General features: G+C 41.0%; 12 protein-coding genes and 1 other annotated feature. Of the genes, 10 read left to right on the plus strand and 2 right to left on the minus strand.

Annotated features, from left to right (window positions below):
• The first annotated feature begins 2 nt into the window (after positions 1-2).
• Entirely contained in the window at positions 3-638 is a 636-nt protein-coding gene (locus tag DW938_RS06380; protein ID WP_242992416.1) for a hypothetical protein, read from the plus strand.
• A gap of 38 nt (positions 639-676) precedes the next feature.
• Positions 677-2,080, plus strand: a complete 1,404-nt coding sequence (locus tag DW938_RS06385) for a serine hydrolase (protein WP_118124285.1) — start codon at positions 677-679, stop codon at positions 2,078-2,080.
• Positions 2,081-2,129: 49 nt separating this feature from the next.
• On the opposite strand, the gene DW938_RS06390 is transcribed toward DW938_RS06385, so the two are convergent.
• Positions 2,130-3,452 (minus strand): AI-2E family transporter, encoded by a 1,323-nt coding sequence (locus tag DW938_RS06390; protein ID WP_117927360.1) that lies wholly within the window; start codon positions 3,450-3,452, stop codon positions 2,130-2,132.
• Between the two features lie 206 nt (positions 3,453-3,658).
• Positions 3,659-3,911 (plus strand) — a binding site (T-box leader).
• A gap of 75 nt (positions 3,912-3,986) precedes the next feature.
• Between DW938_RS06390 and trpE the strand changes: the two genes are divergently transcribed.
• From trpE to trpA, 7 genes are read left to right on the plus strand one after another with little or no spacing between them, the layout of a single operon-like run.
• Positions 3,987-5,462, plus strand: coding sequence for an anthranilate synthase component I (trpE, locus tag DW938_RS06395; RefSeq protein WP_117876088.1), 1,476 nt, complete (start codon positions 3,987-3,989; stop codon positions 5,460-5,462).
• Between the two features lie 19 nt (positions 5,463-5,481).
• Positions 5,482-6,558 carry a tryptophan--tRNA ligase gene (gene trpS / locus DW938_RS06400; RefSeq protein WP_117876089.1) on the plus strand — a complete coding sequence of 359 codons (1,077 nt, stop codon included), beginning with the start codon at positions 5,482-5,484 and terminating at the stop codon, positions 6,556-6,558.
• A 12-nt stretch (positions 6,559-6,570) separates the two neighbouring features.
• Positions 6,571-8,208, plus strand: a complete 1,638-nt coding sequence (locus DW938_RS06405; RefSeq protein WP_118124247.1) for a bifunctional anthranilate synthase component II/anthranilate phosphoribosyltransferase — start codon at positions 6,571-6,573, stop codon at positions 8,206-8,208.
• Between the two features lie 3 nt (positions 8,209-8,211).
• Positions 8,212-8,991, plus strand: a complete 780-nt coding sequence (gene trpC, locus DW938_RS06410) for an indole-3-glycerol phosphate synthase TrpC (RefSeq protein WP_118124248.1) — start codon at positions 8,212-8,214, stop codon at positions 8,989-8,991.
• Positions 8,992-9,624, plus strand: coding sequence for a phosphoribosylanthranilate isomerase (locus tag DW938_RS06415; RefSeq protein WP_118124249.1), 633 nt, complete (start codon positions 8,992-8,994; stop codon positions 9,622-9,624).
• Positions 9,625-10,815 (plus strand): tryptophan synthase subunit beta, encoded by a 1,191-nt coding sequence (gene trpB / locus DW938_RS06420; RefSeq protein ID WP_118124250.1) that lies wholly within the window; start codon positions 9,625-9,627, stop codon positions 10,813-10,815.
• Positions 10,805-11,596, plus strand: coding sequence for a tryptophan synthase subunit alpha (gene trpA / locus DW938_RS06425; protein WP_118124251.1), 792 nt, complete (start codon positions 10,805-10,807; stop codon positions 11,594-11,596). Before trpB ends, trpA begins: the two co-directional genes overlap by 11 nt.
• A gap of 95 nt (positions 11,597-11,691) precedes the next feature.
• Here the strand turns inward: trpA and DW938_RS06430 are convergent, their stop codons facing one another.
• Entirely contained in the window at positions 11,692-13,107 is a 1,416-nt protein-coding gene (locus DW938_RS06430) for an extracellular solute-binding protein (RefSeq protein ID WP_118124252.1), read from the minus strand.
• Positions 13,108-13,356: 249 nt separating this feature from the next.
• Between DW938_RS06430 and rnhA the strand changes: the two genes are divergently transcribed.
• Complete coding sequence (gene rnhA / locus DW938_RS06435; RefSeq protein WP_117927368.1) at positions 13,357-13,794, plus strand: ribonuclease HI; 438 nt, start codon at positions 13,357-13,359, stop codon at positions 13,792-13,794.
• Positions 13,795-13,827: the final 33 nt, after the last annotated feature.

Consider the following 13,827-nt stretch of genomic DNA (forward strand, 5'->3'; position numbering starts at 1 on the left):
TTTTGAAAAACTATTTTGAGCCATATGGTGAAAATCAGGAGATACGCATTGGCGGATATGTGGCTGATATCGTAGGAGAGAACGGTGTTATCGAGATACAAACAAGACAGTTCAACAAACTGCTGAAAAAACTTGAAGCCTTTCTTGACTACTGTGACGTGACAGTGGTCTACCCTATCCCTGCGGTCAAATATGTCCGTTGGATAGATACAGAAACTGGAGAGCTTTCAGAAAAGCACAAATCGCCGAGAAAATACACTATCTATGAAGTCATGCCCGAACTGTACAAAATAAAATACACCCTTGATAACCCTCGATTTCATTTGTGCCTTTGTATGCTTGAAACCGAGGAGATAAGATTGCTTAACGGCTGGTCAAAGAACAAAAAGCGTGGATCTTCACGCCATGACAGGATACCAAAAGGTCTTATTGATGAAATACATATCGACTGCCCTGCCGACTTTGATATGTTCCTCCCGGAGGACCTGCCAAAGCAGTTCACTTCTAAAGACTTTGCCCTTAATGCAAAGATATCTCGTGAATATGCACAGGTAACGCTTAGTATACTCACATATCTTGAAAGAGTGAAACGTGTGGGCAAACAGGGTGCTAGTATACTTTATGAGAAAACTGAATGAGCAAGGCTCTTTACATACAGTGCGAAAGGAAGCTGTCAATGAAACTAAAACGAAAAATCAGCAGGATATTATCCATGACGCTGGCAATAATGCTGCTTGTGCCTGCGATGTGTGCAGACGCATTCAATTTTACACCTACATCAGGCTATGACGATGACGGAAAAGCGATACCGTTGAAGCTTTACTCTGAAGCGGTCTATATGGTCAATCTTGACAGCGGTGAAGCTATCGTTGACATAAACGGTGAGGACGAGCGTGTGCCTGCTTCCCTAACAAAAATAATGACTGCTGTGGTGCTTCTGGACAAATTCAAAGGTGATGAACAAAAGCTGAAAGATACATACTATTCAGCAGGCTCGGAAGCATTTGATGAACTATATGATACTGGTGCTTCAACAGCTGATATACAACCAGGCGAAGAAGTAAGCTGTTATGATCTCCTGGCGGCACTGCTTATCCCATCCTCATGTGAAGCAGCGAATATAATCGCTTTGAATGTGTCCGATTCCATAACAGAATTTACAGACCTTATGAATGAAAAAGCTGAAAAACTCGGCATGGAAAATACACACTTTTCAAACGCACATGGTCTGTGGGCGCAACAGAATTATTCGTCCTGCAAGGATATGGCAACTCTTTGCGAATATGCCATAAGCAAATATCAGGTATTTCGTGATATTGTCTGTCTGCCAAGCTATCATATGGCATCCACCTCTTATCACTCAGATGGTACAGATATTTATAATACAAACCTTATGCTTGACTCAATGACCGATTATTACTACTCCTATGCTAAAGGCATAAAAACAGGCACCCTTGACTCCGCTGGAAGATGTTTAGCTTCATATGCGGAATATGAAGGCACCACATATCTTATTGTGACAATGGGTGCACCAATGGATAAGCTTAAAGAAGATGTGAAGAAGGGCGAGGAAGATCCTGATTCCATATATGGTGGAGATAATGTTTACTACAACCTCCTTGATCACATCAGCCTTTACAAATGGGCATTTTCAAGTCTTGTAGCAACGGATTTTGTGGACAAAAACAGCGAAGTCCGTGATGTAAAGGTAAGCTACGGTGACGGCATAGATTATGCAAATCTAAAACCTGCAAATGGTTTTACAAGGCTGTGGCCTGTAGATATATCAGTAAATGATGTGGAAAAGAAAATAACCGTTTATGACAACGTTGTTGCACCTGTTGAAGTTGGCGATGTGCTTGGTAAAATGGAACTTGTCTACAAAGGTGAGGTGCTTGCAACTATAGATCTCGTTTCCACAACTAAAGTAGAACGTTCTCAAGTCAAAGCGAAGGTTAAAATAGCTAAGTCATACTTTGAATCGTCTGTTTTCAAGGTCACATTAACAATACTTATTGCACTTATAGTAATATACTCTGTGATACATATTGCAAAAATACAGAAAAAATACATGAAATAAAACAAGCGGTCTGCTCACTATGAATTGTGAACAGGCCGCTCTTTTGCGTTTACTGATCTTTATTTTCGTTGTGATCGTCAACTATTTCTGGATCATCCTCTCTGTTGACCTCATTTACCTCATCAGCACTTGGAATGACCATGGCGTCAAGCTGTTCAGGCGTAAGCGGAATACGCTTTTCATTTTTCTTATACAAATGCTCAACATCCTCCATATAATAGTCGGTATCTACAGGGAGCTTCTTCTTTCTTAAACGCTGAACAACGCTCTCTCGTGTAAAAGTATAAAGCAATGCAAAAGTCGGAACTGCAATGACCATACCTATGAACCCAAACAAATTTCCAAAGAAGAACAGTGATACCAGCACCCAAAAACCAGGAAGCCCAGTAGAATCACCAAGTATCTTAGGACCAAGGATATTGCCGTCAAACTGCTGTAGAATAACTATGAAAATGAGAAGTATAATGGCTTTTTTAGGATCAATAAAAAGCATAAGTGCAGTTGATGGTATCGCACCGATTATCGGTCCAAAAAATGGGATAATATTAGTTACACCCACTAGAACACTTATCATGATGTTGTAAGGCATATTCATGATAGTCAGACCTATAAAGCAAAGAACTCCGATTATTGCCGAGTCAATGATCTTTCCGCTCAAAAAACCTGCAAAAACTTTATTTGTTTCAGTGCAAACTCTCATGATCTTCTCACATGTAGACTTTTTTGTGTTTGCAATGATTATCTTCTTAGCCTGAGCAAGAAGCTTTTCCTTGCTGCAAAGCATATAGATAGAAACGATAAATCCAAATACAAAGTTTTTAAGAACAGTGATAACGCCCCATGCACCCGAAAGAATATTTTCAAACATCGGCTGTATCTTCTCGATAACGGTTCCCAAATCAGTTGAAAAAGCTTTGAGTTTCTCCGTAGCCATTGTTTCGATATCAGGATAGTTTTTAAACAGCTTATTTATCCAACCCTGCACTTTAACAACGATGTTAGATGCATTGTTAAAAATATCAATTATGGAATTTATAAGTTCTGGAACAACAACATAAGTAAGTCCAACAACTATCCCCAGAAAAACAAGTGACGCTACAGTTACTGAGCAGGCTCTGGTAAGCTTTTTCTTAGCTGGATTTTTTACCACTTTATTTCTGAACAGCTTTTCAAAATTCACCATTATAGGATTTATAAGAAATGCGATCACAAGACCAACTATAACAGGCGTAAGTGCAGAAACAAGTGTGGAAATAAGCTTTAAGATCGTATTAAATTTAAATACAGCCACTACCAAAAGCACATTTATAGCAATAACGATAACTGCATAAAATGCAATTGTGGTGTATTTCTTATTAGTTTGTACTTTCATATATTTTCCTTTCTCAATTACCTTAACTATTACTTTATTATACACTACATTATTTATAAATGCAAGGAATATTGAAAATTTAAAATTATTTATTTTGGTATAAATCCAAATTGCAAAAGAATATTTACATAATAGCAATAATATTTACATTTTCTGATATTGACATTTTAGAAACAGAGGAATATAATAAAACTAAAGTTAATACGATAAATCCTATGAGCAAAAGTAAGTAGTTTGATGCAAAAGGTCACAGAGAGTCAGCGGTAGGTGTGAGCTGATACATTTTCTTCAGATGAATGGATTTGTGAGGAGCGGTGTGAAAGTTTATTCGAGTATCACTCGCCGTGATTCCTGCGTTAAAGGACAGGATATTGATTTCTGCCAGTCAGAATGCGTATCTGTGAGCCGATAATTTATTATCGGGAAATTGGGTGGCACCACGGTTCTATCGTCCCATAACTAGATGTTATGTGTGATGACAGGACTTTTTTTATTGTCAATTTTACGACAAAAAAGCATTTAGGAGGAATATTTATGCTGTACCCTGCTATTGAACAAGTAAAGGAACTTTTTGAAAACTACAAGACTGTGCCTGTATTCTATGAGCTCCTCATGGATTCATGTACGCCAATACAACTTTTTAACTGTCTGCACGAGGCGTATGATGATTGTTTCATTCTTGAATCTGTAGATAATAAAGACCAGTGGGGCAGATATTCATATGTGGGCATTGATCCTAAATGCGAATATATTCTTGACAAGCACGTTGTTACTGTTAAGGAGAAAGGCAAGGCTGATGAAACGGTAAAAGTCGATGATCCTATCGCTTTCTTTTCTGAGATAATCGAAGGCCACAAGTCACCGAGATTTAATAATTATCCAAAGCTCACAGGCGGTCTAATAGGATTTTTCGCTTATGATATGATAAGATACTTTGAGAAAACACTGTGCAACCCACCTGAGGACGATCTTAAGCTTCCTGACGCTGACCTGCACCTTTTTGAAAAGATCGTTGCTTACGATCACCTTTCAAACAAGGCTGTAATAATCCTCAACATCAATAAGAGCGATGATCTTGAAACTAAATACAAAGAATGTGAAAAGATATGCAACGAAGTAGTTGAAACTCTTAGAAATTACAAGCCTGTTATGAAAACTCCAAAGACAATGGAGGACAACATCACAGTAAAATCCAACATCACAAAGGAACATTATCTTGCAAACGTTGAAAAGGCTAAGGAATACATCAAAGAGGGCGACATCTTCCAGATAGTTCCGTCACAGAGATTTGAGATAGACAATCCGCCTGACAGCTTTGACGTTTACAGAATGCTCCGCTCCACTAATCCGTCACCTTACCTTTACTACTTTAAGCACAATGATTATGCTGTTGCAGGCGCTTCACCTGAAATGCTGGTATCAGTAGAAAACAGAACGGTAGTAACAAGACCAATTGCAGGCACTATCAAGCGTGGAGCGACCTACGACGAAGATATCCGCAATGAACAACAGCTTCTCAACGATCCAAAGGAAAGAGCTGAACACACAATGCTCGTTGACCTTGGAAGAAACGACATAGGAAAGGTTTCTGAGTTCGGCTCCGTAACTGTTACAGACATGATGATAGTTGAAAGATATTCAAAGGTGATGCACCTTGTATCTAATGTAAAGGGTACACTGAGAGAAGATAAGAAACCTCTTGACGCACTTATGGCAGTTCTTCCTGCCGGCACTCTTTCAGGCGCACCGAAGGTAAGAGCAATGGAGATAATCGACGAGCTTGAAACAACAAAAAGAGGCCTTTATGGCGGAACAGTTGGTTATCTTGCATTTGACGGTTCGCTGGATACTTGTATCGCTATAAGAACAGTGCTTTTCAAAAATAACAAGGCTTATATCCAAGCAGGAGGCGGAGTTGTTGCAGACTCAGTTCCTGAGAACGAATATCAGGAGTCATGCAACAAGGCAATGGCTGTTATAAATGCAATAAAAGAAGCAAGCAAATTATAATTTAAAAGGAGTTAATAACATGAACAATAATATTATTCTTACAGGCGATAGACCAACCGGATCGCTTCACCTAGGTCATTATGTAGGTTCTCTCAGAAAAAGAGTTGAACTTCAAAACACAGGAAAATTTGATCAGTTCGTTATGATAGCCGATCTTCAGGCACTTACAGATAACGCTGACAATCCGGAGAAGATAAGACAAAACATTCTTGAGGTAATGCTTGACTATCTTGCGGTAGGGCTTGAACCTGACAAGACAACATTCTTCGTTCAGTCACATATCCCAGCACTTTATGAGCTTCCAATGTACTATTCAAACCTCGTTACAATGTCAAGACTTGAAAGAAACCCTACTATCAAGTCTGAGATAAAAATGAGAAACTTTGAAAGAAACCTTCCTGTTGGCTTTATGACATATCCTATCAGCCAGGCAGCAGACATCACAGCATTCAAGGCTAAGTATGTTCCTGTTGGAGAAGATCAGCTTCCAATGCTTGAACAGGCAAGAGAGATAGTAAACAGCTTCAACAGAATTTATAAGTGCGATATACTTGTTGAGCCTGAGGCTGTTCTCCCAGACAACGCAAGCTGCAACAGACTTGTTGGTACAGACGGCAACACAAAGATGAGCAAATCTCTTGGCAACTGCATTTATCTTAAAGATGATGAAAAGACGCTGAAAAACAAGATAATGTCAATGTACACTGACCCTACACACATCAATGTAAGCGACCCTGGTCACACAGAGGGCAATCCGGTATTTATCTATCTTGACGCATTCAGCAAGGACGAAGATTTTGCTAAATACTTCCCTGACTATAAGAACCTCGCAGAGATGAAAGAACATTATGAGCGTGGCGGCCTTGGCGATATGAAATGTAAGAAGTTCCTTAACAACGTTATGCAGGAATTTCTCGCACCTATCAGAGCAAGACGTGAGGAATATGAGAAAGACAAAGAGCAGCTCATAGAGATACTTAAAAAAGGCACACAACGTGCAATAGAGGTTTCAAACGAAACTGTTTCAGAAATAAGGAATGCTATCGGCATAAACTACTTCAACGACAAAACTTTCATTGATAAGTTTGTACTGTAAAGGAAGATTACTATGATTTTACTTATTGACAACTATGACAGCTTTACCTACAATCTTTATCAGGCTGTAGGCGTACTCACAAAAGACATAACAGTAGCAAGAAATGATGAGATAACCATAGAAGAGATCGAAAAAATGTCACCTGCGGCTATCATCATCTCCCCTGGTCCTGGTTATCCAAAGGACGCAGGAATTTCCGAAGAGGTCATAAAGACATTCAGTGGCAGGATCCCTATACTTGGCGTTTGTCTAGGACACCAGGCGATAGCCGAAGCATTCGGTGGAAAGATAGTTCACGCAAAGCAGCAGCTTCACGGCAAGCAGACAGATATCAATCTTAACACTGCAAACCCACTTTTCAGCGGTCTGAAAAGCACAATAAAAGCCGCAAGATATCACTCACTTGTTGTTGACAGCATTTCACTTCCTACCTGCCTGTCTGTTATTGCAACTGACGATAAAGCTCAGATAATGGCAATAAGACACAGAGAACACCCGACCTACGGCGTTCAGTTCCACCCAGAGTCAGTTCTCACTGGCGAAGTTGGAAACATGATAATCGAAAACTTCCTGAACGATATCGCTGGCATAAAGACCACAAAAACAAAGTCCGCCGCTCTTCCTGACAGCGAAAGAGTTGAGCTTAAAAAGTATCTCAAAATAGTATGCGATGGAAAGTCACTCACTGAGGACGAAGCTTATAAAGCAATGGATATCATCATGAGCGACAGAGCTTCTAATGCTCAGATCGCCTGCCTGCTCACAGCTCTGAGAATGAAAGGTGAGACTATTGACGAGATAACAGGCTTTGCAAAGGTAATGAGAGAAAAAATGTCAAAGGTCAATGTCAAGGGTACTCTTGATATAGTTGGCACAGGCGGAGATCTTTCAAACAGCTTCAACATTTCCACAACCTCTTCATTTGTAATTGCGGCAGCAGGACAGAAAGTCGCAAAACACGGCAACAGAAGCGTTTCTTCAAAAAGCGGTGCGGCTGATGTTCTCGAGGCTCTTGGAGTTAAAATTCAGTCAACACATGAGCAGGCTGAAAAGTCCCTTGACGAGATCGGTCTTTCATTCCTGTTTGCACAGTCATATCACTCAGCAATGAGATTTGTAGGACCTACAAGAGCGCAGATAGGTGTAAGAACTGTTTTCAACATTCTCGGACCTCTCGCAAATCCTGCAAAAGCAGACTTCATGATACTCGGCACATATGATCCTGATCTACTCGAACCAATGGCTAAGGTGCTTATGAATCTTGGCATAAAGAGAGCAATGCTCGTTTACGGCAACGACAGACTTGACGAAGTTTCTATCTCAGCTCCAACAACTATCTGCGAGATAAACGGCGGAAAGCTTATCAAGTATGAGATAAAGCCTGAGGACTTCGGTCTGAAAAGAGGAAAGCTTGCTGACATCGTTGGCGAGGACGGAAAGGGCAACGCAGCTATCACAAGAGGTATACTTGAGGGCTCAATCAAGGGTGCAAAGAGAGATATTGTTCTTCTCAACTCAGGCTGTGCACTTTATATCTGCGGCAAATGCGACAGCATCGAAGAGGGCGTAAAGACTGCAGCTGAAATGATAGACAGCGGAAAGGCTCTTAAAAAGCTTGAAGAACTTGTTGAACTTACTAACAGAGGATAAATAATGATACTAGACAATATCTGCGACAAAAGAAAAGAACAGCTTGAAAAAGATATATCAATAATATCAAGACAAGATATCAAATACATGGCAGCCGAAAAAGAGTATCAGACAGTTTCCTTTTCAAAATCCATCAAGCGTGATACCCTTTCAGTCATAAGCGAGGTCAAGAAAGCTTCTCCGTCAAAGGGACTTATCTGCCCTGATTTTGACCCTGTGAAAACCGCCTGCGAGTATGAGAAAAACGGTGCGAATGCAATATCCTGTCTTACTGAGGAACATTATTTTCAAGGCTCCGGGGAATATCTCAAAGCAATTAGAGCGGCTGTGAATCTGCCGATACTACGCAAGGACTTCGTTATCGACGAATATCAGCTCTACGAGGCAAGAGCCTTAGGTGCTGATGCAGTGCTGCTTATTTCGGCAATACTCAGCGAGGGTCAAATGAAAGAATATTCTGACATTGCACACGAGCTTGACCTTGAATGTCTTGTAGAGGTGCACAACGAGGACGAGTATAAAAAGACGCTTTGTTTTAAGCCTGATATGCTTGGCATAAACAACAGAAATCTTTACACCTTTGACGTTGACCTTGAAACTACGGGCAGGCTCAGCAATATAGTAGGCGACCATGCAGTGCTTGTTTCAGAGAGCGGTATAAAAACAAATGCCGATATGAAAAAGGTACGCAGCCTTGGTGCGGACGCTGTGCTTATAGGTGAAACGCTTATGAGAAGCGGCAATATCGGTACAACTCTCCATGAACTGAGAGAGGGCGTATAAATGACAAAAATCAAGATATGTGGTATGCGCCGTGTGGACGATATTCTTTATGTGAACACATACCATCCTGATTATGCAGGCTTTATACTGTCGGAGGGTTTTAAACGCACGGTAGACATTGACACATTCTACGATCTTGAACTTCTTCTTAATAAGGAAATCAAACGAGTGGGCGTTTTTGTAAACGAGCCTATAGAGAATATTCTGAAAAGCTTTGCACAGAAGCTTGATGTTATTCAGCTTCATGGTGAGGAAAACGCAGAGTATATTGATAAGCTCCGTGAAAACTGCGACTGTGAGATATGGAAAGCCGTTCGTGTGAAATATGCTGATGATATTGCAAAAGCTGACGCACTTCCCGTCCACAAACTGCTTATAGACAGCTTTTCAGCAGGCAATTACGGTGGGACTGGCAAGCGTGTTGACCTTGATATATTTTCACAGGTAAACATATCAAAGCCGTTTTTCCTTGCAGGTGGACTGAACGAGGATAACATCTGCTCTGCTATGGAAAAGGTACAACCTTATGGCGTTGACTTTTCAAGTTCAGTGGAAACCGATGGCTTCAAGGACGAAAACAAGATAAAAAGGATAGTTGAAACTATCAGAAATAATACCGAAAGAAGGATATAAATGAGTAAAATTGGACGATTTGGCGAATTTGGCGGACAATATATTCCTGAAACTGTCATGACTGCTGTTCACGAGCTTGAAAAAGCTTACGATAAATACAAGGACGATCCTGAGTTCAACAAAGAGCTTAAAGAGCTTTACCACAATTATGCAGGCAGACCGTCAATGCTTTATTATGCAGAAAAGATGACCAAAGATCTTGGCGGAGCTAAAATATACATCAAACGTGAGGATCTTAACCACACAGGCTCACACAAGATAAACAACGTTTTGGGTCAGATACTTCTGGCAAAGAAAATGGGCAAGAAGCGCATAATCGCCGAAACCGGTGCAGGTCAGCACGGTGTTGCTACCGCTACAGTTTGCGCTCTTATGGGTCTGGAATGTGAGGTCTACATGGGCGAGACAGATATGAAAAGACAGTCCCTTAACGTTTACAGAATGAATCTTCTTGGTGCAAAGGTAACAGGCGTTGCAAGCGGTACTGCTACGCTGAAAGACGCTATCAATGAAGCTTTCAGAGATTGGGTATCAAATATCGACACAACTTTCTACTGCATAGGCTCTGTAATGGGACCTCACCCTTACCCTACAATGGTTAGAGATTTTCAGAAAGTTATCAGTGCCGAAATAAAATCTCAACTTATGGAAAAAGAGGGCAGGCTTCCTGATTGCGTTGTTGCCTGCGTAGGCGGCGGCTCAAATGCTATGGGTGCATTCTACAACTTTATTGAAGACAAGTCAGTCAAGCTTGTTGGTGCAGAAGCAGCAGGCAGAGGCATTGACACACCTGACCATGCGGCTACAGTTGCAAAAGGTTCACTTGGTATATTCCACGGCATGAAATCGCTTTTCTTGCAGAACGAATATGGTCAGATCGACCCTGTTTACTCAATTTCCGCAGGTCTTGACTACCCAGGTATCGGACCTGAGCACGCATATCTCAACTCTATCGGCAGAGCGCAGTATGTTGACATAACCGATGAAGAAGCGGTTTGTGCTTTTGAGTACCTTTCAAGAACAGAGGGTATAATCCCTGCTATCGAGTCATCACACGCAGTTGCCGCTGCGCTTAAGATCGCTCCTACAATGGATAAGGACTCAATACTTGTCATCAACCTTTCAGGCAGAGGCGACAAGGACGTATACTCAATAGCAAGATACAGGGAGGTAGACCTTAATGAAGAATAAGATAGACGCTTGTTTTGAAAAACTCAAAGCAGAAAACAAAAAGGCGCTTGTGACATTTATCACAGCAGGCGACCCTGACATGGATACAACAGAAAAGTGCGTTCTTGAAATGTACAAGAACGGCTCTGACATTATCGAGATAGGCGTGCCATTCTCAGACCCTATCGCAGAAGGTGCGACTATACAGAAAGCTTCTCTGCGTTCACTGAGCGGCGGAACGAATCTTGACAAGATATTTGACCTTGTGAGAAAACTCCGCACACAGACTGACAAGCCTATGCTTCTGATGATGTATATAAACACTATATTCAAGTACGGAACAGCGAAATTCTTTGAGCTTTGCAAAGAAACTCAGATAGACGGCGTTATCGTTCCAGATATGCCTTTTGAAGAACGTGAAGAGCTTCAGAGCGAAGCTGAGAAAAATGGTATCTACACTATCTTCCTCGTAGCACCAACTTCACACGAGCGTGTAAAAATGATAGCTGAAAAATCAAAGGGCTTTTTGTATGTTGTATCTTCACTGGGCGTTACTGGTATGCGTTCTGAGATAACAACAGACTTTAACGAGCTGCTTGCACCTATCCGAAACAACGATCACTGTCCTTGCTGTATTGGTTTCGGAATTTCAAATCCTGAGCAGGCAAAGAAAATGTCCCAGTACGCTGACGGCGTTATCATGGGAAGTGCTGTTGTCAAGATAGTTGAGGAACACGGCAAAGACGCTCCTGAATATGTTGGCAAGTTTATCAAATCCGTTCGTGAGGGAATGGACAACTAAACATAAAAAATATGGCTCTGAGAAATGTATCTCTCAGAGCCATATTTTTATGCAAAAACAAGACCCCGATAAAATCGAAGTCTTGTAAAGTATTCTTATGAATTTTTCTTATTGAATGCAACAACAGCATCATTGATAGTCTTAAGCTCAGCGTCAACAGTTGCGGAGTATGATTCTCTCAGCTCTGTCCATGAGAACTGTTTGCCGTTTTCGTCAGCCTTATTTGTGTATTCATAAAGCTTTCTTGTTACGCAGTTGCCGTCTTCGTTTGCATTGTCGTCAGACATTGTGGAAGAAATTCCGTAGCCGTAGTCAAACACCTGATTGTATTCAGAAGATGAGCAGTCAACGATCACCTGATACATATCCTCTGTCCAGTTAGGGTTAGCGTTGAGGAATTTCTCCTTGCCGTTTTCCTTATATGTTTCATCTGTGTTAGCCATTCTGCAGCACTCATACCAACACTTTACAGCCTCTTTAGCTGTTGAACCTCTTACCCACATATATGCCGTCATATCAGATGTCATGTACTTTTCATCAGTGTTAGGATCAGACGGAACAGGGACCACTCTCCAAGTGTCAGCGTCAGAAGGTCCGTTATTTCCTGTCATAGCCCATGTACCCATGCAGTAGAACAGCAGATTGCCGTCTTTAAGTGCCTGCTTTGCATTGCCAAGCCAGTTTCCGTTTACAAGGTTGTTCTTACCTACCTGATAAAGCAGATCTTCTGCCCTTTCGATATCAGGGTCATTTATATTGTTTGTGAACTTCTCTCCGTCATAGTTTACCATTGTTTTACCGGTCTGCTGAATGACCTGTGTCTGGAACCAACCATTGATACCAAATCTCTCAACATCAGCAGGAGCATTTGAAACAAACTCCGACATCATGTCATACCAGTTATCCCAATTCCACTCACCATTCTGATATAGCTCATATGGATCATCAAGACCCTCAGCGTCGATAACGTCCTGATCATACATCATAAGTGTGCCGACTGTGAAGCTTATAGGAGCAACATAATGCTTGCCGCCCATAACGAACTTGTCAGCAGTTGTTTTCACATCAGCCCACAGCGGATCGTCAAAGTTCACAATATCGTCAACAGGCTGATACATATCCTTAAGCACCTGTGCAGGGAAAGCCATCCACTCATACTTGAAGATATCAGGCACATTCTGCTGAGCCATGATAGCACTGGCGAGCTGGTCAAATTTTTCGCTATCAGTTACTCTTGTGTACTCTACTTTACCACCTTTGTTGTTGAAAAGGGTCATCTCAACGGACTTATCCTCGCCCTTTTTCTCGTTAGGATTAAGGTCATATGTACCCATCCAACGGATAGTTTTCTGAGCGTCGTCAGGGATAGCCTCTATCTCCTGTGTATCCTCGACCTTAACTTTCTTTACTGTTGATACCTTTGAACTGCTGTCGCCTGTGGAGCCGCAACCTGCAACTGCAAAAACAGATGTAAGCGCTACTGCCAATGCAAGAATCTTCTTGATCTTCATAAAATAATTGACCTCCAAATCAAATGATTTTCTGTCTTAACAACCAATGTTACACTACAATTATAAAGCTTAATGTCCTTTAAGTCAATTCTCAAATTATACAAAGACATTCAAGTCATTTGTATAATTTGAACATTTCAAAAGTGATAAATATTAAAATATTAAACCTTGTGGGGTACTTGAAAAAACGAGAGAAATGTAGTATAATATGTTTTGCATAATAATCATCACAAAAACGGAGATAAATAAATGAAGAAAATAGAAATTTTCACTGACGGTGCTTGCTCTGGAAATCCTGGACCGGGTGGATATGGTGTTATACTAAGATACAAAGGCACATCAAAAGAACTTTGGGGCGGCGACCCTTCAACTACCAATAACCGCATGGAGCTAACCGCTGTTATCACTGCTCTTTCAGCACTGAAAGAGCCATGTGAGGTAGAGCTTTACAGCGACTCAAAGTATATAATCGACGCTGTTACAAAAGGCTGGGCAAAAAAATGGCGTGCAAACAACTGGGTGAAATCGGACAAGAAAAAGGCTCTAAACAGTGATCTGTGGGAAAAGCTTCTTGATCTGCTGGAGGTGCATAAGGTCAATTTCAACTGGGTAAAAGGCCATGCAGGACATCCGGAAAACGAACGTTGCGACGAACTTGCAGTAATGGGCTCTAAACAGTATAAATAGAATTAAATAAATATTAATTTTTTATTAAGTTAG

It is taken from the genome of Ruminococcus sp. AM43-6 (assembly GCF_003461785.1).
Lineage (GTDB): Bacteria > Bacillota > Clostridia > Oscillospirales > Ruminococcaceae > Hominimerdicola > Hominimerdicola aceti.